Origin of the sequence: Paraglaciecola aquimarina, from assembly GCF_032464635.1 — a bacterium.
Classification (GTDB): domain Bacteria; phylum Pseudomonadota; class Gammaproteobacteria; order Enterobacterales; family Alteromonadaceae; genus Paraglaciecola; species Paraglaciecola aquimarina.
In genome coordinates this window covers 259947-282233 of record NZ_JAWDIO010000002.1, presented here as the reverse complement: position 1 = coordinate 282233, position 22287 = coordinate 259947, and the positions used below count along the sequence as shown (strand labels likewise).

General features: G+C 41.3%; 19 protein-coding genes and 1 pseudogene. 5 read left to right on the top strand and 15 right to left on the bottom strand.

Going from position 1 to position 22287, the window contains the following annotated elements; all coding sequences use genetic code 11:
- Window positions 1-92 precede the first annotated feature (92 nt).
- The gene (nadD, locus tag RS130_RS02005) at window positions 93-521 is read right to left on the bottom strand and encodes a nicotinate (nicotinamide) nucleotide adenylyltransferase (RefSeq protein ID WP_316027949.1); all 429 of its coding nucleotides are present in this window, start codon (window positions 519-521) and stop codon (window positions 93-95) included.
- Entirely contained in the window at window positions 515-664 is a 150-nt protein-coding gene (locus RS130_RS23665) for an adenylyltransferase/cytidyltransferase family protein (protein WP_428982720.1), read from the bottom strand. The genes nadD and RS130_RS23665 overlap by 7 nt, the downstream gene beginning before the upstream one ends.
- A 138-nt stretch (window positions 665-802) precedes the next feature.
- Between RS130_RS23665 and RS130_RS02000 the strand changes: the two genes are divergently transcribed.
- Window positions 803-1981 (top strand): aldo/keto reductase, encoded by a 1179-nt coding sequence (locus tag RS130_RS02000; protein ID WP_316024565.1) that lies wholly within the window; start codon window positions 803-805, stop codon window positions 1979-1981.
- Window positions 1982-2393: 412 nt separating this feature from the next.
- On the opposite strand, the gene RS130_RS01995 is transcribed toward RS130_RS02000, so the two are convergent.
- The 4 genes from RS130_RS01995 to RS130_RS01980 all read right to left on the bottom strand — a co-directional run bounded on the left by RS130_RS01995 (window position 2394) and on the right by RS130_RS01980 (window position 5752).
- On the bottom strand, window positions 2394-3203 hold the full coding sequence (locus RS130_RS01995) for a 3-keto-disaccharide hydrolase (protein ID WP_316024564.1): 810 nt from the start codon (window positions 3201-3203) through the stop codon (window positions 2394-2396).
- An 89-nt stretch (window positions 3204-3292) separates the two neighbouring features.
- Window positions 3293-4849, bottom strand: a complete 1557-nt coding sequence (locus tag RS130_RS01990) for a hypothetical protein (RefSeq protein WP_316024563.1) — start codon at window positions 4847-4849, stop codon at window positions 3293-3295.
- Window positions 4846-5484, bottom strand: a complete 639-nt coding sequence (locus tag RS130_RS01985; RefSeq protein WP_316024562.1) for a hypothetical protein — start codon at window positions 5482-5484, stop codon at window positions 4846-4848. The genes RS130_RS01990 and RS130_RS01985 overlap by 4 nt, the downstream gene beginning before the upstream one ends.
- Entirely contained in the window at window positions 5423-5752 is a 330-nt protein-coding gene (locus RS130_RS01980) for a cytochrome c (RefSeq protein WP_316024561.1), read from the bottom strand. The genes RS130_RS01985 and RS130_RS01980 overlap by 62 nt, the downstream gene beginning before the upstream one ends.
- A 142-nt stretch (window positions 5753-5894) precedes the next feature.
- On the opposite strand from RS130_RS01980, the gene RS130_RS01975 reads away from it, so the two are divergent.
- Complete coding sequence (locus RS130_RS01975) at window positions 5895-6251, top strand: hypothetical protein (protein WP_316024560.1); 357 nt, start codon at window positions 5895-5897, stop codon at window positions 6249-6251.
- Between the two features lie 13 nt (window positions 6252-6264).
- Window positions 6265-7209 (top strand): hypothetical protein, encoded by a 945-nt coding sequence (locus RS130_RS01970; protein ID WP_316024559.1) that lies wholly within the window; start codon window positions 6265-6267, stop codon window positions 7207-7209.
- 35 nt (window positions 7210-7244) lie between these two features.
- Here the strand turns inward: RS130_RS01970 and RS130_RS01965 are convergent, their stop codons facing one another.
- Window positions 7245-8138 carry a LysR family transcriptional regulator gene (locus RS130_RS01965; protein ID WP_316024558.1) on the bottom strand — a complete coding sequence of 298 codons (894 nt, stop codon included), beginning with the start codon at window positions 8136-8138 and terminating at the stop codon, window positions 7245-7247.
- A gap of 93 nt (window positions 8139-8231) precedes the next feature.
- On the opposite strand from RS130_RS01965, the gene RS130_RS01960 reads away from it, so the two are divergent.
- Window positions 8232-8732, top strand: coding sequence for a lactoylglutathione lyase family protein (locus RS130_RS01960; RefSeq protein ID WP_316024557.1), 501 nt, complete (start codon window positions 8232-8234; stop codon window positions 8730-8732).
- Between the two features lie 497 nt (window positions 8733-9229).
- Here RS130_RS01960 and RS130_RS01955 read toward each other — a convergent pair whose 3' ends face one another.
- Window positions 9230-9628, bottom strand: coding sequence for a hypothetical protein (locus RS130_RS01955; protein WP_316024556.1), 399 nt, complete (start codon window positions 9626-9628; stop codon window positions 9230-9232).
- Window positions 9629-10430: 802 nt separating this feature from the next.
- On the opposite strand from RS130_RS01955, the gene RS130_RS01950 reads away from it, so the two are divergent.
- Window positions 10431-11441, top strand: coding sequence for an IS110 family RNA-guided transposase (locus tag RS130_RS01950; protein WP_316024555.1), 1011 nt, complete (start codon window positions 10431-10433; stop codon window positions 11439-11441).
- 549 nt (window positions 11442-11990) lie between these two features.
- Here RS130_RS01950 and RS130_RS01945 read toward each other — a convergent pair.
- The 7 genes and pseudogenes from RS130_RS01945 to gltB form a co-directional block, all read right to left on the bottom strand.
- The gene (locus RS130_RS01945; RefSeq protein WP_316024554.1) at window positions 11991-12290 is read right to left on the bottom strand and encodes a hypothetical protein; all 300 of its coding nucleotides are present in this window, start codon (window positions 12288-12290) and stop codon (window positions 11991-11993) included.
- A 116-nt stretch (window positions 12291-12406) separates the two neighbouring features.
- A complete protein-coding gene (locus RS130_RS01940; protein ID WP_316024553.1) occupies window positions 12407-12808 on the bottom strand; it encodes a hypothetical protein in 402 nt (133 codons plus the stop codon).
- A gap of 102 nt (window positions 12809-12910) precedes the next feature.
- On the bottom strand, window positions 12911-13219 hold the full coding sequence (locus RS130_RS01935; RefSeq protein ID WP_316024552.1) for a hypothetical protein: 309 nt from the start codon (window positions 13217-13219) through the stop codon (window positions 12911-12913).
- Between the two features lie 681 nt (window positions 13220-13900).
- Window positions 13901-15457, bottom strand: a complete 1557-nt coding sequence (locus RS130_RS01930; RefSeq protein WP_316024551.1) for a sulfatase-like hydrolase/transferase — start codon at window positions 15455-15457, stop codon at window positions 13901-13903.
- A 22-nt stretch (window positions 15458-15479) separates the two neighbouring features.
- On the bottom strand, window positions 15480-15833 hold the full coding sequence (locus RS130_RS01925; protein WP_316024550.1) for an alkaline phosphatase family protein: 354 nt from the start codon (window positions 15831-15833) through the stop codon (window positions 15480-15482).
- A 251-nt stretch (window positions 15834-16084) separates the two neighbouring features.
- A pseudogene (locus tag RS130_RS01920) lies at window positions 16085-17499 on the bottom strand (FAD-dependent oxidoreductase).
- 9 nt (window positions 17500-17508) lie between these two features.
- Window positions 17509-21975 (bottom strand): glutamate synthase large subunit, encoded by a 4467-nt coding sequence (gene gltB, locus RS130_RS01915; protein WP_316024549.1) that lies wholly within the window; start codon window positions 21973-21975, stop codon window positions 17509-17511.
- Window positions 21976-22287: the final 312 nt, after the last annotated feature.

Below are 22287 nucleotides of genomic sequence, written 5' to 3'. Positions count from 1 at the left end.
TATTTGCATAGTTTAACTTACGGCGTTATGAATAATGTGTTGCTCTCTTCTTTCGTACGCCTACGTATACGTTTATGGACCGCTGGCGAAAGTTAGAGATAAAAACCTTCAGTTTGAATAAAACTGTACACCTTGGAAGGTAAGAGGTGCCGGATGTCTTTACCACTTTTAATCCCATCCCTTATAAAACTGGAAGAGACTTTCATTCTGGGTGCTTGTACAAACTTAATATTTTTCTGCCCTTTGTACGTCTTAATATCCTCTTCGAACCTTGGATATACATAGCGTGTATATTTGTCCTGAATGAACTCGAAGTTTTTCCAACCGGGAAAAGTTGACAAACCATCTGCGCCCATTACTAATACAAATTTTTTATCAGGATGGCGTTTGCTCAAATAAGTTAACGTATCGGATGTGTAAGACGGTTTAGGCATTTCAAACTCTACGTCAGATACACTAAACCTTGGGTCTTGGTTAATTGCCAATTTCACCATCTTTAAACGACATTGATCATTTAACAGTACATGCTTCTTTTAAGGGGAGTTTGTGGACTCACCACAAACCATATTTCATCTAGATCTGTAAACTCAAGCATATAATTTGCTATGGCCACATGGCCTATATGAATGGGATTAAAAGAGCCGAAATATAATCCTGTAAGCATGTTAGGTTAATTCTCACAAAACGCATAAGCAAAATATGTTAACAATATTTTATTAAAAGTATAAAGATTAATTGTGATATGTTTAAAGTATTATTGAGCAAGTAATGTACATAATAACCGAGTTGATGAGATTGCCCCATGACAAAGCCAACAAATTCTCGAAGGGATTTCTTTAAAAAAACAGCTGCCTCTTCTATAGGGCTGGCGCTCGCACCAAACCTTTTAGCTGCAACAAGTAATCAAAAAGTAGCCAAACCTTTAGAGCAGATAAAACCTATTTGGCGAAACAAACAAAATGGAATGACTTATCGGATGATGGGTAGAACGGGGATGATGGCTTCAGAGTTGGTACTTGGAACTTTCCCTTTTACTGACGATTCTTACAATCAAGTAATGGACTATGGGATTGATAAAGGCATTAATTACATAGATACGGCGCCGGCATATAGCAATGGACAAGTGGAGTCCACCATAGGTAATTATTTAAAAAAGTCAGGTAATAGAGACAAAGTTTTTCTATCAACTAAGTTAAGTTTTTATTATGGGTATATAGACAGAGTCATTCGAGAAATCGAAAAAGGCTTACCACAAGGTAAAAAAGACGCTTTGCTTAAAAAAGCCAATGCAATGATTGAACAGCGTTCGGTAATGAAACCGGGTTATCATATGAATTATTTTTCTGGCCAAGAAGCGCAATTCCTGAAGACTTATTATCGACATTTGATGCTTCAAGAGTATGGTTTTAAATCTGAGTGGCGAGCTAAAATTAAGCAGCACGCCTACAAATTACTCGAAGACTCACTTAGGCGTCTACAAACGGATCATCTAGACGTATTGCATTGCCCTCATGGTATTGCTATGCCCGAAATGATGGACGATGAAGTGCTTCAAGAAGTATTGACAGAATTTAAACAGAAAGGGTTGATCAGCGCCTCAGGCGTGTCCTTTCATAACGATGTGGCTGGGCATTTGGCAAAAGCTATCGAAGTAGATTATTACGATATTACTATGTTTGCTTATAATATTGCCAATCATGCTGCCCTAGAAAATCTCGTATTCAAAGCCAAAGAAGCGGGAATAGGTATGGTAGCCATGAAAGTAGCTAAATTATTATGGTTAAAGGATCAGCCAAAATGGCGCCTCGAAAAATTAAACACTGCAATTCCCGATCAAGACATGTCTAAATTCTCTAAAGCGTATTTATGGGCTCTACAAAACCCTAACTTGTCATGCTGTGTTTCTGAAATGCATACAACAGATATCATTGCTGATAATTTAAAAGTAGTGGGCAGAAAAGTAGATATTCAGACAGTGTAAAACCTTAAACTGGGTTACTAAAGCAATAATAGAGTCATCTTGCCTTTAAATCCCATAAGAACTTTTTCTCTGTCTGTTACTAGCATTAACTCCAGTCGACGATTATTAAATAATATTGCCAGATGAACAGGCAGTATTCGTCATCCCTGCATGTTGTTAGCAGGGATCCATATCTTTAGCTCAAGAGAGGTCCCAGCTCAATTCATCATACCCGTAGGTAGCTCACAGTAACTACCTACAAGAATGACGGTGGGGATAACCTTTTGGTCTCATACGTATTGTCATGATTTCTAAGGGATATTCATAAGTTAGTTATCATGGGTGTCTCAATTGGCTTTGCTTTAAGAACATAGTGACTGAACTAAGCGTAAACCTACAAAGTTATTGCTTTGCAGGTCTACAAATAAACTAATTAATCCAACTTCCTTACCCAAATGTTGCGAAATGACACAGCTGAACTGTGATCTTGGATCACCAATGGCGAGGGGCCATGAGCTTGATATTTTTTGACAGACTTGTGACCTGTCGGGCCGTTTAGTGGAGTTCTGTGTTGTACTAAAATTCCATTATGGAACACAGTGGCGTGAGCCTTTTTAATGAGTTTGCCTTGGTCATCAAAGCGTGGTGCTTCAAATACTATATCGTATGATTGCCATTCGCCCGTTGGCAAAGAGGCGTTAACTAAAGGTGGGGTTTGTCCATACAGTGCAGCTGCTTGGCCATCTGGGTATACTGGGTTTTGGTACGAGTCGAGAATTTGCACTTCGTAACGGCCCATAATGTATAAACCACTGTTACCTTTTTGTTGACGCTTTTTATCCGTATTAACAGGCGAACGCCATTCAATGTGTAATTGCATGTCCGCTAATTTTTCTTTAGTGCGAATGCTTTGGTTTTTACCGGTTTCTTTATCACTTTGAATGGTTACTACACCATCCTTAATTAACCAATCCACTGCTTTGCCGTCTTTAGTTCTCTCAAAGGCATCCATATTAGAACCGTCAAATAACACAATTGCATCAGAAGGCGCTTGCTGGATGACAGCCGATTTAGGTTTGACGACTTCAGGTTGTGGACGTCTTGGATCGTGCACATGCCAGTTGGTACCTGGGATGATAGGGGTATTGGTATACCCAAATACATCATTTTCAGCAGCCTGTGTTATGAGTGAAGCACTGCTGATTAAGGTCAGCGCTAGCCCTTTTAAAATATTGTTTACCATATTGTTTTTCTTGCCTCGTAGTTGATTCTATTGTTGTATAAGTGATGATTATTGGCGCTTTTTAAAGTCTGCATTATTTAATCCAAGACTTAATTTGATTCACTTTGTTTGACTAATTCGTTTAGGTTGTATCTAAGTACGTCGCCCATTAAGGGTCTTCCCTGCTTATCCGTTAAGCCTGTTAAATCTATGGTGTACAACTGACCTTTTTTAAGCTCTGGTATGCTAATTCTAAGTGCCTTACCGTTGTTGGATACGCTGAGCTGAGTGACAGGAATAGCAGTTAGATCAACTTTTTCTGAGCCGTATGCTGGGTGGTAGTGATAACTGTGACTGGTAATATCAACTTTACTAGGCTGGCCACCGAGTGCCGAATTGAAGGTAATTTCAAATCCGCTTGGTAATTGTTTTACTTGTTCAACAAAGAACATCTGTTTGTCTGTTTTAGTGATCTTTAATAGACCTTCATCACCAGCCCAGCCTAAATGAATCTTACCTATCCATAAACTCCCGTCGGGGGCAAAATCCAACTTAAAGTTACCTATGCCCAAGTCGTCCCCCGCAATGAAGGGAATTAAGGTACCTTGTGCGGTTTGGCTGGAAGGGTCGGGTAAGTATCGGATAAGGTGCGCGGTGTTCATGTCACCTATTAATAACTCGCCTTCTGGTAAACCAAATAATTCGCGGCTAATAGTCGCTAAGGGTTGGGTTGGGGAGTTGGCTAATTCTCCTTGAGGAAATAAGGCCGCGGCAGGTTTGCGAATATCCACTAAGTCTTCTGGCTTGATGTCCCAATGTTTCTTCTGCCAGCCTTTTAGCCAATGCAATGAGGCAGGGTGTCCGGCAAAATCGCCTTTATTTACTTGGTGAAGCGGGCTGGTACCAATCCAATCCCCTTGATTGTCTGTTACCCAAAGTTTGTCTTGTGGATCTACATGCAGTCCGGCTGGCGAGCGAAACCCAGAGGCAAATGGTTCGGCTTGGCCATCTGCAGATATTTTCATAACCCAACCTCTATAAGGTACGCAAGAAAACATTCGGGTAACTTGTTTGCGGTAACCCTTAATCCATTTGTCGCGGTCGTGCCACTGGCGCATTTTGTCTTCTGGGTTGCAGAATGGGCTATAGTCGCCGCGAATATATTCATAGATACCGGCGAAGTTGGAGGCCACATTTAAGCTAATATAATAATTACCTTTACTGTCTACCGCTGGGCCAAAGGCAAATTCGTGGTAGTTTCCGCTCATGCCAAAGTCGTCATAGATAGTTTGGTATGAGTCAGCTAGGCCATTACGATCTTTGTCGACAATTCGAGTTAGTTCTGGTTTTTGCATCACCACAAAACTGTTGTCACTGTCTTGCACTAAACCAAGAGGCGTGTGCAGACCGCTAGCAAAGGTTGACCACGAATCTTTTTCTGGGTCAAATATTACGATATCGCCACTGTATACAGCGAGGGCCACACGGCCATCTTTCATGATGGTTAGTCCACCAATTTGGGGGTCTACAGTGTCAGGGTAATTTACCCGTTCAATTTTATAGTAATCTTGCCAATTGGCGCTTGCGTTAGCTGCTTGGCTTATTAAAAGGGTTAATACTATAACCGCATATTTTTGTATTGCACATTTTCGTATCTGATTTTTCATAGTGACACCTCGACGCTAAACTCAGCCGCTTCAGTGGCGGTTAATTGTAATATATTGTTTGTTAATGTGCCTTTACTCACCTTGATATTGGCATGTTTTTGATGGTTTAAATCAAGGCTAATCCTCTCATTATCACCATTCAGAGCCAGTCCACTTATGATGAAATGGCGCACAAAACTCTTTGCGGTTTTGCCTAGCGAGATTTTTTCTCTAACCTTAATTTTGCCCACTTGGTAGATAAATTCAGGATTACCGTCGATTAGGTCATACCCTTTAAAATCTATTTTCTGGCCTCGAATAAATGAAAAAGGCACGTTAGCTGATTCCATGTACAAAATCTGCTTACGATTTTCTTCACGGTTCTTTTCACCGCTCATTTGCATGCTGGTGGGGTAGGCGTAACGAAGTGAAGCGATGCTGCTATCCCATACTACAGATAGTGCAGGACTTAAGCTGACGCTTATCGAAGCAGGGCTGGTAAAGGGTCTGTAGGTGCGCGTTATATATGGAAAATCCCGCTTAGGACGTCGAAAACCCTTAAACTTAGGTTTAGCTTGTTTTTCCATTACACGATTACTGATTAGTAAAATGTACTCGTGAATGTCTGCTAAAGTGGCGTCGCCCACATGTGCCATGGGTGGCATTTGGATGGTATCGGGGTTCACTTTGCCAAGGATTCTTGGCCCAAGCCAGAAATGCACTAAGTGCTGATTTAGGGTAAGCATCTCGAATATAAACTAAAGAAGGGCCAGTGCTAAATCTATCCAGTGCGTGACAGGCTTGGCAATTTGCTTTAAATGCTTTTTCGCCCTGCTGATTGGCATAAGCAACATTGCCCCAACTCCCTGCGAAACACCACAAAAATAAAGTGCTTTTCAAGGTTTGTCTAAAAATAAAATTCATCTTTCACCTATAATTAACTATCTGCGCAAACAGAAATTGAATAAACTATCCAGATACAGCTTATTTGATAAGATTGTAAAAAATAAGTAAAAAATAATAATTTAACAGTAAGTCGGAGAGTTAATTTAACTGTTATAAAACCATGACAAACCCTATTCATACCTGCATTCAGCCTCAACCGTCAGAGGTCACCGCTCAATTAGAACGAATTAACAACAGTGTGGCTTTAGGTCGCTCTAAAGTTAATCGAAAGCTTGTCAGTTATTTAGTCGATTATTATTTGAGCTCTATTGAAAATGGACAAATTGCTAGCGCGCCTAAGGAGATCGAAATAGCCACAAATGCGTTAGGTAAAGGGCATGATTTCAACCCTGCGGAAGATGCCTCTATTCGTGTTTACATTTCTAATCTTCGAAAAAAGCTAGAGCTTTATTATCAAAATGAAGGGCAAGATGAGGCGTTTCAAATCACTATTCCGCCAGTGTGGATATGGACTTGAGTTCGTAGATAGTTTGAGTAAGCCAGAGCATAATGTAGTACCTGATGGCAAGTCGGAGGCTGAATCGAATTCGTTTCCTGCTAAAACCAGTCTGATTTGGATATTGTCTGCTTTATTAGCTTTGTCGGTGATAGTCAATATATGGGGGCAGCTCACATCTGACAAGGTGGGGCCTAGTCAATATAACGTATTGCGCCAGCATTCTCTTTGGCAACCATTGTTTACTAACCACAAGCCGACGCTTATTGTCATTGGCGACTTGTATTTTTTATCCGAACTTGATTCCGATACTAAACTCGTGAGAGCAATAAGAGAATACTCTGTCAACAATGATAATGATTTGCAGAATTATCTAACAAAATACCCTCAAAAACAGGATGTTATCAACAAAGCTGGCAGTGCTTTTATTCTTAAGAATAGTGTTTTTGCACTACAACATATCTTACCTTTATTCGAACAAGATAAGCCCGCCACTATCAAACTTGCCTCAGAGCTTAGCCCTGCTGATTTAAGAGATTTCAATTTAATTTATATCGGTTTGTATAAGTCATTGGGCTTACTCGATGCCTATTTTCAGGGCTCAAACTTTAGGTTAAAAAAGAACACCCCCGCGTTGTTTCACAAAACCACCGATAAAGTCTATCGCATTACTGGTCAGTTGCATCAGGAGTACACCGATTATGGCTCTTTCGCTAAGTTTAAGGGGCCAAGTGGTAATCAAGTGTACTTATTCGCTGGATTCTCTGATGCGTCTATTATTCAAATGGCAAAGTATTTAACTAACGTAGATAAGCTCAATTCAGCTGAGTTTGTTACATACTACCCCCAAGGAGAGTCGTTAAAAACGGGTTTCGAGTTGATATTTTCAGCTTCTAGTTTTGATCGAACCGATTTAGATTCAAATATAGTCGACAGTGGAACGTTAGATCACAAGGCTATTTGGTCCATGCCCTTGTAGCCACGCTCTTTCATATGCTCTAGTAACGGCTGGGGCTATTCGCCGAGTACTTGTTCTGCTTGTAAGGATTTTTTAGCTTCGGCTATCACAGTATCGATGCGTTTTGGTAATTTAATCCCTCGCCGAGTACACAGAAATAATGTTTCGCTAACGGGAATTGGCAGAGGGTGTATTTTGATTTTACTGGATGGCGAAAAAGCATCCACAGCATGTTTGGGTAATACGGTAAAGCCCAATCCTAAGCTAACTGGTTCTAAGATCAAACCAATCTGGTTAGAAAAACCTGTTTTTGTGAATAGGTTACTGTGCTGAAACTGAGGAAAGTTTTGACTGAGCAATAAATTAGCATGATGACTGCCATCCGGGTGACCGATAAAGCCTAGTGCCTCTAAAGTTGACCAATTAGGTTGTTCAATAGTACTAGGGGTAACTAAAAGCAACGGCTCTTTGGCAATGGGCTGACAGCAGACATCCACAAGTTTGGACTTAATAGTCATAAAGCCAAAATCGATTTTAGCGTTGACGATGGCCTGTTCAATGTCTGAATTGGGTGCAAATCGAAAATCTATTATCAGTTTTGGATAACGTTGTTGTAAGGTTAATAGTTGTGGATATAGCTTTAGCCCAAGACTACCCGGTGACATTACCCGCACATGGCCCTCAAAGGCAGGATCATTGACAACACTTTGCTGCAAATTAGTGAGATCTGTCAAAATCTTCCCTGCTTCTTTATAAAGCTTTTGCCCGGCAGTAGATAAGGTGAATGTTTTGCCTTGTCTATCGAGAAGAGTCACCCCCAGTTGTTCTTCTAACTTATGGATGTGTTGGCTTACCCCGGATTGCGTCATATGCAGCTTTTCAGCTGTGCGGGTAAATTGCCCTACTTCAATTAGGGTACAAAAAGTGTGTAACCAGTTGGTATTTATCATTACAATTCGTACTCATTTTTATAATAAATGATAATTTTACGTGATTAAAATGGTTTTGTAATCTGTTATTAATTTCAACGCAGAGGACAAATTATGAGCAAGGTTTACCCAAGAAATTTCTCACATATCGGTATTTCAGTACCAGATCTAGAAAAAGCAGTTAAGTTTTATACAGAAGTTTTAGGCTGGTACTTAATTATGCAGCCCACGCAAATAGAAGAAGACGATAGTGCTATAGGTGAAATGTGCACAGATGTATTTGGTGCTGGTTGGGGCAGTTTTCGTATTGCTCATTTATCTACAGGTGACAGGATTGGTGTGGAGTTGTTTCAATTTAGAGATCAAACCGATCCCGAAGATAATTTTGAATATTGGAAAACAGGGGTATTCCACTTTTGTGTGCAAGATCCTAATGTTGAAGAACTAGCAGATCGCATTGTGCAAGCGGGTGGTAAAAAACGCATGCCTAAGCCACGTTACTATTATCCAGGTGAAAAGCCTTATCGTATGATTTATATGGAAGACCCATTTGGCAACATATTAGAAATCTATAGTCACAGCTATGAGCTTATTTATAGTGAAGGTGCATACTAAGCTGATAATCTAGCATGCTTCTAACGTCTAAGCAGTAAGCTTAGACTTGAGCTCGCTTTTAGCATTAAACGCTTTCGACCTAGCCTGACAGTCTCATAGGTGCCAAGAGCGGTTATTGAGCACCTTTAATTATAACTTCAACTTAACGTCCAAAGCGGACGTTAGACTTAAACTATTTTACGGCTACTTCATTCGACATTGCTGATATTTGTGGCATCACCAGCAAGGGATCATGGCGTAGTGCGAAAACCCCGGGGGTTAATCAAGCTTTATCACTTGATTATTTAAAATCCGAAAGGCTTTATTCACTGCGAGATGGTTGGGTTGCACTTCACTATCCTAAATGAAGCGCCCTCGGCTCTGGCATCCTGCTTCGCTCTACCTTCTACATCCTGTAGTCGTGTGCTACGCCGCATGCAGGGTGTTGTGGGGGCTGGAGGTTAGAGACCTCCGGCTACCCGATTATTGCGAATTTTCACTCACCTATGTTGATATAATTACCATTTAAAACGTCTTATAAACTCAACTAACGCACCAGATGCTAATGTTGCAGCTAGGTCATTCGTTACGATATATACTATTACATCAATAGCTATGTTTAACGTGACCCATATTGTGTTATAGGCTAACTTTAGCTCAACCAACATGAATAATTTATTTGGAGCAGCTTCATATCGTGGCTCTGTATCCGTAGAATATCCTTCACTTTCACGCAATACACCATAATGATTGAAATACTTAATATTCAATAACTGCAAGATATGGGACTTTAAAATACGATTAAATTTCGTCGCTGGTATAAAGAACATCATAGGCTCTTTCGCACCATTCGAGCTGTCACCAGCGAAATTCATTCCTTCATCTCCTTCTTTAAATGAAGCTGTTACTGATAACATTTCGACAAGCTGCTCACCAAGATATGCCTCAAGAAGGATTAGCTTCAGCCAAAGGCATAGTCCTATTGAGGAACTATATTCTCCACGTCTAAACACTCTTGAAAAAACACTACCTCTCATTAATTCCCCAGTACTTATTCGCTATAACGAGGCTGTAGAAAAAGTCGATTGTGACAGACCATTTCCTCATCTTTCTTTAATTTTTATAATTAATGAACTTTGCCTTGGATGATTTGATTTTGCAAAATTTTTTACTCTACACTTCGATTTTATAGATATTCGCTTTTGTCCAACCAAAGTAACGCTATTACCAAACTTGAGGGGCGGTATTTGGAGTGGCTACTTGATCCATTATGCAGCACTTATCAGGACACACTTATCAGGACACCCATGTTAATTCTAAACCGACAATGCAATTCAATCTCGAACTAACCTAGTCCGCTGGTTCTGCGCTTGCCGTCAAAGCCCGTCATCCCTGCATGTTGTTAGCAGGGATCCAGCATTTATCCGCTAAAACCCCGAAGACATTCTTATCGAGAGCCCCATAAAAGTGAATCTTATAAAGATTGTCATCAAATTTAGTTATGGGTGTCTTAATTGGAGCGTTCACGCCAAAGCGGACGAAATAACTTCTCAGGTCGAATGGTAAACTTGGTGACAAATGATATGTTTCAGCGAACCTAAACCCCGCAGGTTTCATCACGAATAATTTAACTTTGTTCTGAAAATCCTCAAGTCAGCCTCCGAGTCCATGTTCAGCTATGCTGAAAGGTGCTCAAACCATCACAAACGGGAGGCTGTTATGTCATTTTACTCGGGCATTGACTTACATTCAAACAATCACGTCGTGGTTGTCATCGACGAAGAGGATAACAAGGTTGTGGATAAGCGTATCGACAACAATTTAAACATCACACTTGAACTGCCCGCACCTTACAAAGAGCAGATAAAAGCGGTGGCCATTGAATCTACCTTTAACTGGTATTGGTTAGTGGATGGCCTGATGGAGCATGGTTATCAAGTGGAGCTGGTGAACACTGCAGCGGTTAAACAATACGACGGTTTAAAATACAGTGGCGACCATCAGGATGCCTTTCACCTTGCGCATTTGATGCGATTAGGGATATTGCCTACCGGTCATATTTACCCGCCTGAATACCGACAAGTACGGGACTTATTGCGACGTAGGCGACAATTGGTGAAACATGCATCCAGCCATATGATAAGCATTCAAAATCAAATCTGGCGCTCGTTAGGGTATCGGGTCAACTGTGTCGACATTCGTAAAAAGACCTTCACACTGCCTTTCGAATCAGGCAGTTTTTTATATCATTCAGCTCATACCAATCTCACCATCCTTAAGGCATTAGATAAACAGATTGCCATCATAGAACAACAAACACTGGAAGCGGTGGAGCTTAAAGATGAATTCAAACTGCTGACCAGCGTAACCGGTATTGGTCCGATTTTAGGTTTAACTATCATGTTAGAAACAGGTGACATCAACCGATTTGAAGCCGCTGGTAATTACGCGTCTTATTGTCGTTGTGTCAACAGTGTGCGTGAAAGTAACGGCAAGAAGAAAGGCACAGGTAACCGTAAAGCAGGCAATAAATACCTGTCATGGGCCTTTTCCGAGGCTGCCCATTTTCTAGTACGGTTTGATGCCAAAGCCAAACGTTTTTACGAGCGTAAAAAACAAAAGCGCAATGGTATTGTTGCCATTAGAGCTGTCGCCCATAAAATCGCCAGAGCGGTATTTCACATGTTAAAGAATAAACAGGCCTTCGATATCGAACGTGTCTTTAGTTAGTTTCCCGGTGTCATTCAGCCAGCAATCGGGGTTGGATATTAAACCAGTGTTATTCTGAATGGAGGGTGATACCGGACTTTATTTTGTTCGCCCGCATGTTAAGCCAAGTTGGGTCTGGAAGGCGAAAGCCTAACCACCACCTCTGTGCGTTTACCGCATTGGATAACATGGGGAACTGAAGTTTTTGTGGCGCACCGAGGTGCGTGGGAAATTGGCCTTTACAGGCCAAGGACTAGAGCCAGATGGGTGACTGTTGCGGATAAATTATCCAGCACAACCAATAGAAAAACATATTAGCGAATAAAAACCGGAACACGCTGTAAGGAAACACAAACTTAAATGTTTGCTAAAAAGCAATCCGACTTTTATCGCACTGTTGACAACGGCTGACTTATGGGTGACCCCGATATTTCCGATATTTACTTGAAACGCCCTCGGCTCTGGCATCCTGCTTCGCTCTACCTCCTACCTCCTACATCCTGTAGTCGTGTGCGGAGCCACATGCAGGGTGTTGTGGGGGCTGGAGGTTAGACACCTCCGGCTACCCGATTATATTGCATGCTGATACAACCAATTAAGTAAACAATAAATAGGTACTGCAATAAAACATGCTGGTATAAACGGTATAAGCAATACAACAAAATTCGCAGCCGCAAATTGATTCACTGTCGTATCTCTCGAACCATATCCTGATACGAAATCTTCGGTTGCGTCCCTTTTAACAACCTTCTTATAACCAGCATCAAATTCGGGGGCATTACTTGATATAGCCTTAAACATATATTTAAACAGTGGGCTACAAATTGCACAGCCTACTAATATTGAAATTAACGCCAACCAAAAGTTCATAATATGTCCTTTGCAATATAACTTTCAATAACGGGCGCAGACACGTGGGGCATAATGGCGAAGCCGCCCCGCGTGTATGCCTCCCAGCGAACGAAGTGAGTGGGTTGATTGGGTTGTTATGTGCGATCCTCAATAGACTGCTTATAACCGACTGTTTTATTGACTGTAACTTCAAATTGAACGCGCGAAACGCTTTTAGTTTCCCTACCTAGAGAACCTTCCATATTTGCATCGGCTACATATATTTTTGATGAAACGCCACTCTTAACATCGATCTTTGAGGCTGATGTTACAGCAATATCAAATGAAACTGTATGAGGCTTTTTGACTCGTGTATTTTGATCGTTTTTTCCATTTTCCATTAGGTAATGTGACTCAATATCTTCAAATTTTGAGCTTAAGTCCTTATTGGCGTAAGCAATACCTTTCGCGATTTGAACCAAACTTTGATGAACAAAATCTTGAAGCTCGACTTTTTGAGATCCTCTTTCTTTGTCTCTAAATAGTTTTCTAAACATAATATTACTTCCTTGTTAACTGTCTTATAGAGCACATAACGCCCCAAGCAGGGGATTTTATGAACGTTTTTCAGCGAGTAAAATTCCCGCTGACTTGGCTTGTTAAATGGCATGATGCTGAACAATCTCTGTTATATCTGCTTCGGGTACATTTTGCCAATTGACATTTTCACCTAAAACAAGCTTAACACCCAATTCATAACTTACGGCAGTGATGATATGAGAGAACCATCGAGAACATGACCAACCTGCAATTGGAGTAGATTTAAATCCACCACTTTCATTGTCCCAATAAACTCCTGCTGCCGCCCGATAAACATGTTGATACATTGATTTACCGCCACTCTCTAACATAAGCAGTAATTCTTTAGTGTCATTTAAGTGAACGCCCTTAATTATTTCTCGTTCCATGATTGATGCCATTTAACGCTTATTATCGAGCATGTCGTATATGTAACTTCTCGACTTGATTATTAATTTTGTCACTTTTAGTTTTTATCTTTTGATTTAATTAGGTATTTTCTGCCTTTTCTCCCTCAAAATAATAAGAGTTCCAAAAACAAAAGGAGACCTGACTTTAACGCGACTTTTCTGCTTCCTATTAAAAACTATGTGAAGAATATTTTCCATAGTTAGATTAATAACTTATCGATTTTATGAAAAGCAAAGTGAGACTTAGAAAATTTACATAATAGGAAGCAATAAGGACAATATTTTACTATTTCCATTATACCTGTATTTATTGACAGCCCTTCAATTAGCTTAAATACATCGATGGTAAAATTATTTAATAAACAGCTGAATGTCAGCTTCTCTAAAAAATGCCAGATTAAGTTAGGACTAATTCTCCTAAGCAGTAGGCTTAGGGCTAGAGCTTTGGAGAAAGTTGTAATATCAATTCCAGTAAATAACTGCGCATTCAGGGCGCCCCAGCGTTTTTTGAACAAGGTGACGGTGTGCAGCTATGGTTGTTCCCTTTCAAGTACCGTTAACCTAGTACAAAATCCGCTGGGGCGCTCCTTTCAGGCGAGTTTACATGTACTTACTCTGTGCTGCTTGGGCTCAAAACAGCACCTGTTAGCTCTTACTCTTCTAGCCACAACTCGGTTTAGGTAGCTTGTCTACTACTGTTAATTGTCGGTCATGGGCACCCATTGCAAAATCACTAATATGAGAATCGTTTGGTTTTTTCCAATTGACCTCAAGTCGATTATCGCCCAAAAAGATGTTCTGGGTTTTCAGCCGAAGCGCTTGAGCGATGTCTTGGTATGCAGGGTCATAAGCGACATTGTTGCGCTCATTTGGATCGCAGGTCATATCGTATAAAGCCATCTCAACACTCTTGGCTGGTGCATTCACTGCCCACATAATGTCTTCACCAGCTTCGTGAGTTTCGCCTGGTTTGCCATGTTTAGGGCGAATTTTCATTGAAAACCCAAATTGCTTAGAACGTAGGTACACTCTATCGCCAACCATTTGATTCATTTCCCCCAACACGTAGTCACGTTTCAACTTTGGTTCGCGGATCACGTCGGCTAAATCAAAACCATCTAAATGCTGATTGGCGCTATCTATGTCTACACCGGCTGCAGCGTACAAAGTTGGGGCAATATCAACATATTCTACATAATCTTTATGTACGGTATTTTTAGGAAAATACTCACCAGATGAGTCCACAACTATCATGGCACCGTGACCTGATTTATTCCAAGGGGCAAATTTTGATTGGATCCCTTGCTCGCCTAAATGCCAGCCATGGTCGCCGACAGTAGCCACGATCAAATATGGACGGTTAGTTTTTTCGCTATAGGCCTTAAAATCTTTAATCGCCTTGCCAATTAGCGAATCTCCGTATGCGGTAAAGGCATAATAATCTTGAATAGTGCGTAGTTTTTCTTGTTCGGTTAAACCATCGGCTTTTAACTGTTTGTATAATTTGACCAGTTGAGGAGGCAGCTTTGTCAACTCGTCTTGGCTGAATTCTGGTAATTTATAAGGGATTTTTTTAAACCGCTCTCTATAAGATTTTGGTGGTAATACTGGCGTATGCGGAAAGTGAAAGCTCAGGCTCAACATTACAGGTTTATCGTCGGTTGGCCCTTTAATCTTATCCCCTAGCATAGAGGTGTAAGTTTTGTTGGCGTTGCGCAGGTAGGTTTGAAATGCCTGTAAAATTCTACCGTCTGTTGTTTTGTCTTCTGGCATGGGGCTTTCGCCACCTAAAATCAACACGGGTAAGCTGCGAGTATAAGAACGAATAATGCCTAATTTTTTGTCTGCGGGATTAGCTTGGTCGACAAATTTTCCATTTTTTGAATAAACAAAAGAGTCTTTGCTACCGTCTGGGTGATGAAAGAACTCGGTTACTGTTGGTTTGTTAGTCTTAGGATCGTGAACTGTGGTTTTGGTCCAATCGCCAATCCCTGCGCGCTCTAATGCGTATCGCTCAACTTGGTAGTCATAGGTTAGCGGGAATCCGCCAACGTTTAAGCCTCTCTTTAGCCTTAATCCAAGCTTGCCTGCTAGCATAGTTTGATAACCATGCTGCCGAAGCACCTCTGGAATAGTTGGTTTAGCATGCTTATTTTGGCGATGGGAATACTCAAAGCCATATCGACCACTGTGATGGGGATATTGCCCCGTTGCCATCGAATATCGAGATGGTGAACAATCAAGGTGACTGGTTATAGGCTAGTGGAAACAATACGCCTTCTTCGGCTAGGGCATCAAGGTTAGGAGATTCTACGTAACCTAGCTCACTTTCTTTGGTTCCTCTTAGCGCTAGATTGACCGCTGCAATCGAGTCCGCTCTTTGGTCGTCAGTCAAAATCCACAATATATTGGGTTTAACTTTTTGCGTAGATTTTTTCTGAATAACATCAATTGGTTGAGCATACTGTGAAGCTTGGCGCTGATTACTCAGGTTTATCTCTGTGTTGTTAGGGGAGTCTTTTGATGCAGAACAATTGCTTAAAATAAAGGTTAAGGCAATGGCACTTATGTTTAACGCTTGGTTTGTTTTCATAGAAGTGATGAATGTTTGTTTATTGTTGACACTATACTTTCAAATTTGAAGCGAAGATGCCAATGTTTATTGGTTTTTTAACAATCAGGGTTGAAAATTAATGCCAATGCAGATTGCTATTATGAGGTTTAATACCGGAAAAATGTTAATTGGAAGTGAGGTAATGCTTATGCTGTCGCTAAGGGGAATGGATCGCGCATAAAAAAGGCCTACTTTTCAGTAGGCCTTCTAAAGTCAGTGGATGATAGAGCTTACACTCTTAAATAATCCAAAATTCCTTCTGCAGCGTTACGGCCTTCATCTATGGCTGTTACAACCAAGTCAGAGCCACGCACCATATCGCCACCGGCGAATATTTGTGGATTACTTGTTTGGAACTTATATTTGCCATTCTTAGGGGCGCGAACACGGCCTTTTTCATCTAAGATGACACCATAATCTGCAAACCATGGAGCAGGACTTGGCTGGAAACCAAAAGCAATAATGACTGCGTCAGCTTCAAGCACGTGTTCTGAACCTTCAATCACGACTGGTCGACGACGACCTTCTGCATCTGGTTGGCCCATTTCGGTTTTCACCATTTTCACGCCGATGGCCTTACCACTTTCGTCTGTTGCTATGTCGAGTGGCATCAGGTTAAAGCTGAAGTTAACCCCTTCTTCACGAGCATTGACTACTTCACGACGTGAACCAGGCATGCTTTGCTCGTCACGGCGATAGGCACAAGTAACGTCAGTTGCACCTTGGCGAATGGCAGTACGTACACAATCCATAGTGGTATCACCACCCCTAGTACCACCACCTTTTTGCCTTTCATATCGACAAAGTCAGAAGCAGATTTTTCTAGTCCTAATTGACGGTTTACGTTGGCAATTAAGTATGGCAATGCTTCGTATACACCTGGTGCTTTTTCATTTTCAAAGCCACCTTGCATAGGTTTATAGGTCCCCATGCCTAGGAATACAGCATCGTAACCGTCTAACAAATCTTGGAAAGGTACGTCTTTACCAATTTCGGTGTTGAGCACAAACTCAATGCCCATTTCAGTAAAAATCTCGTGACGTAATTCAATCACTTCTTTTTCTAGCTTGAAAGATGGAATACCGAAAGTAAGCAAGCCACCAATTTTTTCATACTTATCAAATACAACAGGTGTTACGCCATTTCGAACCAAAATATCGGCACAACCTAGCCCTGCAGGACCTGCTCCAATGATGGCGACTTTTTTATCGGTCTTCACCACTTTAGACATGTCTGGACGCCAGCCTTGTTTAAAGGCTGTGTCGGTAATGTATTTTTCAATACTACCAATAGTTACTGCACCAAACTCATCGTTTAGGGTACATGCCCCTTCACATAGACGATCTTGAGGACAAACACGTCCACAGACTTCTGGCAGAGTGTTGGTTTTGCTAGATAATTCAGCCGCCTCAAAAATACGTCCTTCATTGGCTAATTTAAGCCATTGAGGAATGTAGTTATGTACCGGACATTTCCATTCACAATAAGGGTTACCACAATCTAAGCAGCGATCAGCTTGACCGGCTACTTGGGTATCACTCATTGGCTGATAGATTTCAGCAAATTCTTCACGTCTGACGATAGAAGGTTTCTTTGGTGGATCGATACGCTCTACATCAACGAACTGGTATACATTCTTAGACATGATACCCCCTTATTGCACTTGAACACGTAGTTCGGCGGTAGACCGACTGATGTGACCAAGTAAGTTTTTAACATCACTGGTTTTAGGTTTAACCAGTCTAAATTTCGGTAAAAACTCGGCAAAGTTGCTCAATATATTGTGCGCATGCTCACTGCCAGTTTCTTCATAATGTTGGTTAATCAAGCCGCGTAGGTGTTCGGTTAGTATGGCTTTATCTTGAATCGATAATAGTTCTACTAATTCACCATTGACGCGTTGCTCAATATCGTCAGACTCGTCTAAAATGTAAGCGAATCCGCCTGTCATACCGGCACCGAAGTTAACCCCAGTACGGCCTAGCACGGCTACGATTCCGCCAGTCATGTATTCACAACCATTGTCACCGATGCCTTCTACTACTGCAATTGCGCCTGAGTTACGTACAGCAAAGCGTTCACCCGCTAAACCAGCTGCAAACAATTTACCGCCTGTGGCACCGTATAAACAGGTGTTCCCGGCAATGACACTTTCGTTGGTTTTAAAACTAACGCCTCGAGGTGGATGAATAACGAGTTTACCGCCAGCCATACCTTTACCAACATAATCGTTGGCATCTCCAACAATGGTCATTTCTAGACCACCGGCATTCCAAACACCAAAACTCTGTCCAGCTGTACCGGTAAAGTGTAATTTAATTGGATGCTCGTCCATGCCTTTGTTACCGTGATTCTTGGCGATTAAGCCAGAAATAATGGCACCTACCGAACGATCAGTATTACGGATGTTGTATTTAAATACGCCACCTAATTTACTTTCTACATTGGCTTGTAAGTCATTCAGTAACTGCTTGTTCAAGTCACCTTTATCTGCTGGTGCATTGGCGCCTTCACTACAGAATAACTTGGTATGATCGCCAGCTTCTGGCTTAGCCAAAATAGGTTGTAGATCTAACTTGTTTTGTTTAGCGGTCACGCCATCCAATACTTTCAACAAGTCTGTGCGGCCAATTAGCTCGTCTAATTTGCTAACACCTAAAGAAGCCATGATCTCACGCACTTCTTGGGCTACAAACTTAAAGTAGTTCATAACCATTTCCGGTAAACCAATGAAATGGTTGTCCCGTAAGTTTTCGTCTTGTGTTGCAATGCCTGTTGCACAGTTGTTCAAATGACAAATACGTAGGTATTTACACCCTAGTGCTACCATGGGGCCGGTTCCAAATCCGAAGCTTTCAGCACCTAAAATGGCACCTTTTACTACGTCAAGGCCTGTTTTTAAACCACCATCAGTTTGAACGCGTACTTTATGGCGTAAGCCATTGCTGACTAGCGCTTGTTGCGTCTCGGCTAAACCTAATTCCCAAGGACTACCTGCGTATTTAACAGATGTTAATGGGCTAGCACCTGTACCACCGTCATAACCTGAGATAGTAATTAAATCAGCGTAGGCTTTAGCTACACCACAAGCAATGGTTCCCACGCCTGGTTCTGATACTAGTTTCACCGAAATTAACGCTTCAGGGTTCACTTGTTTCAAATCAAAAATTAGCTGAGCTAAATCTTCGATAGAGTAAATATCATGATGAGGTGGTGGTGAAATCAAAGTGACACCTGGCACAGAATGACGTAGCTCAGCAATATATGCATTTACTTTATCACCCGGAAGTTGACCACCTTCACCTGGCTTGGCGCCCTGTGCTACTTTAATTTGCAGTATTTTGGCGTTGACTAAATAATGAGGTGTAACACCAAAACGACCAGAAGCAATTTGTTTGATGTTAGAGTTTTTCTCATTACCAAAACGTTTAACGTCTTCACCGCCTTCACCAGAGTTTGAGTTACCACCTAAGCGGTTCATAGCAATTGCTAACGCTTCATGGGCTTCTGGGCTTAACGCACCAATTGACATAGCGGCTGTATCAAAACGTTTGAATAAGTTTTCTGCCGGTTCTACATCGTCAATAGAAATCGCTTCAGCGTCCGAAGAAAACGCAAGTAAATCACGGAAACATGCAATGGGTCGTTCATTCACCAACGCGCTATATTTTTGATAATCAGCATAGTTACCGCTGACGACTGCTTTTTGTAGCGTCGTAACAACATCAGGGTTATAACTATGGTATTCGCCACCGTGGACGTATTTTAATAGCCCGCCGTGGTCTTGTGACTTACGTTTAAGCCAAGCTACACGGTTAAGGTTAATTTGATCTTGTTCAAAATCATCAAAATCTGCACCTTGTACTCTGCTAGGTACACCTTTAAAACAGGTTGCCATAACAGAATTATTGATACCTACTGCTTCAAATAATTTTGAACAGCGGTAACTGGCGATGGTAGAAATTCCCATCTTCGACATGATTTTGTAAAGTCCTTTATTAATCCCTTTACGGTAATTAACAATGGCTTCTAATGGTGTTTGTTCAAGTTCTTTATCTGCACACATTTGCTCAATAATTTCATAAGCAAGGAACGGATAGATGGCTGTTGCTCCTAATCCTAAAAGCACAGCAAAATGATGAGGGTCACGTACCGATGCCGTTTCAACAACGATATTGGCGTCGCAACGTAAGCCTTTTTCAACTAAACGTTTTTGTACTGCACCTACCGCCATTGCTGCTGGAATAGGGATCAGTGATTGCTTGATTTTTCTATCAGACAGAATAACAAAGGCAGCTCGTTTATGACTGACTAGGTGTTCTACTTCGTCACATACGCGGCTAATTGCTTTTTTCAATCCCTCAGAAGGCTGATAGTTTAGCTCAACAAATTCTGCATAGTAGTGTTCTGGATCATATTCACGTAATTGTTTTAAGTCGGTATACACCATGATGGGTGAATCAAACAATACACGATCAGCATAACCTGAGGTTTCAGTGAAAACAGATTTTTCACGACCTATACAAGTCGCTAACGACATGACGTGATTTTCACGTAATGGATCGATAGGCGGGTTAGTTACCTGTGCAAATTGCTGACGGAAATAGTCATAAATAGTTCGGTTTTTGCCAGAAAGTACCGCCATAGGAGTGTCATCACCCATAGAGCCAGTGGCTTCTTGGCCATCTTTAGCAAGAACTTTGATAACCTGATCCATTTCTTCATAACTAATATTAAATTGCTTGAAGTAAGTGTTCATCATGTCGTCATCGAACATGCGTTTGCCAATTTCTGGTGTGTCGCATTTTTCGATAGGATCTAAATGACGAATACTCTTATCTAACCATTCTTTATATGGATGACGGTTTTTCAACTCAGAGTCGATTTCGTTTGAACGCCAAATTTTACCGCTTTCGGTATCAATGGCTAACATCTCGCCCGGCGCAACACGGCCTTTTTCGACCACGTCTAGTTCGTCGTAATCCCAAATACCAATTTCAGAGGCTAGTGTAATCAGGCCATCTTTAGTGATGACGTAACGGGCAGGGCGTAAACCATTGCGATCAAGGTTACAGGCAGCATGACGACCATTGGTCAATACAATACCTGCAGGGCCGTCCCATGGTTCCATATGCATGGAGTTAAATTCGTAGAAGGCTTTTAAGTCTTCATCCATGGTTTTGTTGTTTTGGTATGCGGGCGGCACTAATAGACGCATGGCGCGGAATAAATCCATACCACCGGCTAGGAAAAGCTCTAACATATTATCTAATGATGAAGAGTCAGATCCCACTTCATTTACAAATGGTGCTGCATCGGCCAAATCCGGCAAAAGTGGTGTTTTAAATTTGCCAGTACGGGCTTGCGCCCAATCTCGGTTACCACGAATGGTGTTAATTTCACCATTGTGTGCCAAAAAGCGGAATGGCTGAGCTAGAGGCCAGCGAGGCAGGGTGTTAGTAGAAAAGCGTTGGTGAAATACGCAGATAGTCGATTTCATTTCAGGATCGGCTAAATCTAAGTAAAACTTAGGTAAATCACCGGCCATGACCAAACCTTTATAAACCGTTACCGTATTAGATAAACTGGCGATATAAAATTCAGGATCTTGCTCTAGTCGTTTTTCGGTACGGCGACGGGCCATAAACAAACGACGACCTAAGTCTTCGGTACGCCAACCTGAGGGAGCATTCACAAAAATTTGTTCGATTTGTGGCACACAGCTTATGGCTAAGTCACCTAAAATTCCATCGTCAGTGGGCACGACGCGCCAGCCTACAACAGATAAGGTTTCTTTTTCTAATTCTTCGGTCAAAATATCACGAGCAGTTTGAGCTAAAGCTTCATCTGGATTAAGGAATACCATTCCCACGCCATATTTTTTACTTAACTTCCAGCCATTTTCTGTCGCTACTTTTTGGAAAAACGCATCTGGCTTTTGTAATAAAAGCCCACAACCGTCTCCGGTAATGCCATCAGACGCAATACCGCCACGATGCTGCATTCGGTCTAGACCTTCGATAGCAGTGCTGACTAATTTGTGACTTGGCTCGCCTTTTATGTTGGCGATTAATCCAAATCCACAGTTATCCTTTGAATCGTTAGGATGATATAAACTCATTAATGTAAACTCCTTCAACCATCGACTGGGAGAGTGTTAATTCTAATTTCGTACTGCTAATAATATACTAAAGACTTGTATTAATACCTGATTTGGCGCTGAGCCTGACCTGATATTTTTTGTTCGTCATTATTATTGAGGATGCCAGTCGATTATCGAATATTTATACTAAGCAGGTCGTGTAAAATACCGAGTATCAATTTATAAATCAAATACCATCTTCCAGTGAATTGAAAATAATTTCTTACATAATTATCGGTGGGGAATAAAACTTATATAAATCATGTCTTTATGAGATTTAAAGGGCTTGGT

Excerpts from the sequence above, each read along its gene's own strand:
- RS130_RS23665 (WP_428982720.1), bottom strand. The coding sequence starts at position 664 with ATGCTTACAGGATTATATTTCGGCTCTTTTAATCCCATTCATATAGGC.
- RS130_RS02000 (WP_316024565.1), top strand. The coding sequence starts at position 803 with ATGACAAAGCCAACAAATTCTCGAAGGGATTTCTTTAAAAAAACAGCT.
- RS130_RS01995 (WP_316024564.1), bottom strand. The coding sequence starts at position 3,203 with ATGGTAAACAATATTTTAAAAGGGCTAGCGCTGACCTTAATCAGCAGT.
- RS130_RS01990 (WP_316024563.1), bottom strand. The coding sequence starts at position 4,849 with ATGAAAAATCAGATACGAAAATGTGCAATACAAAAATATGCGGTTATA.
- RS130_RS01985 (WP_316024562.1), bottom strand. The coding sequence starts at position 5,484 with ATGGCACATGTGGGCGACGCCACTTTAGCAGACATTCACGAGTACATT.
- RS130_RS01980 (WP_316024561.1), bottom strand. The coding sequence starts at position 5,752 with ATGAATTTTATTTTTAGACAAACCTTGAAAAGCACTTTATTTTTGTGG.
- RS130_RS01975 (WP_316024560.1), top strand. The coding sequence starts at position 5,895 with ATGACAAACCCTATTCATACCTGCATTCAGCCTCAACCGTCAGAGGTC.
- RS130_RS01965 (WP_316024558.1), bottom strand. The coding sequence starts at position 8,138 with ATGATAAATACCAACTGGTTACACACTTTTTGTACCCTAATTGAAGTA.
- RS130_RS01960 (WP_316024557.1), top strand. The coding sequence starts at position 8,232 with ATGAGCAAGGTTTACCCAAGAAATTTCTCACATATCGGTATTTCAGTA.
- RS130_RS01955 (WP_316024556.1), bottom strand. The coding sequence starts at position 9,628 with ATGTTATCAGTAACAGCTTCATTTAAAGAAGGAGATGAAGGAATGAAT.
- RS130_RS01950 (WP_316024555.1), top strand. The coding sequence starts at position 10,431 with ATGTCATTTTACTCGGGCATTGACTTACATTCAAACAATCACGTCGTG.
- RS130_RS01945 (WP_316024554.1), bottom strand. The coding sequence starts at position 12,290 with ATGAACTTTTGGTTGGCGTTAATTTCAATATTAGTAGGCTGTGCAATT.
- RS130_RS01940 (WP_316024553.1), bottom strand. The coding sequence starts at position 12,808 with ATGTTTAGAAAACTATTTAGAGACAAAGAAAGAGGATCTCAAAAAGTC.
- RS130_RS01935 (WP_316024552.1), bottom strand. The coding sequence starts at position 13,219 with ATGGAACGAGAAATAATTAAGGGCGTTCACTTAAATGACACTAAAGAA.
- RS130_RS01930 (WP_316024551.1), bottom strand. The coding sequence starts at position 15,457 with ATGGCAACGGGGCAATATCCCCATCACAGTGGTCGATATGGCTTTGAG.
- RS130_RS01925 (WP_316024550.1), bottom strand. The coding sequence starts at position 15,833 with ATGAAAACAAACCAAGCGTTAAACATAAGTGCCATTGCCTTAACCTTT.
- gltB (WP_316024549.1), bottom strand. The coding sequence starts at position 21,975 with ATGAGTTTATATCATCCTAACGATTCAAAGGATAACTGTGGATTTGGA.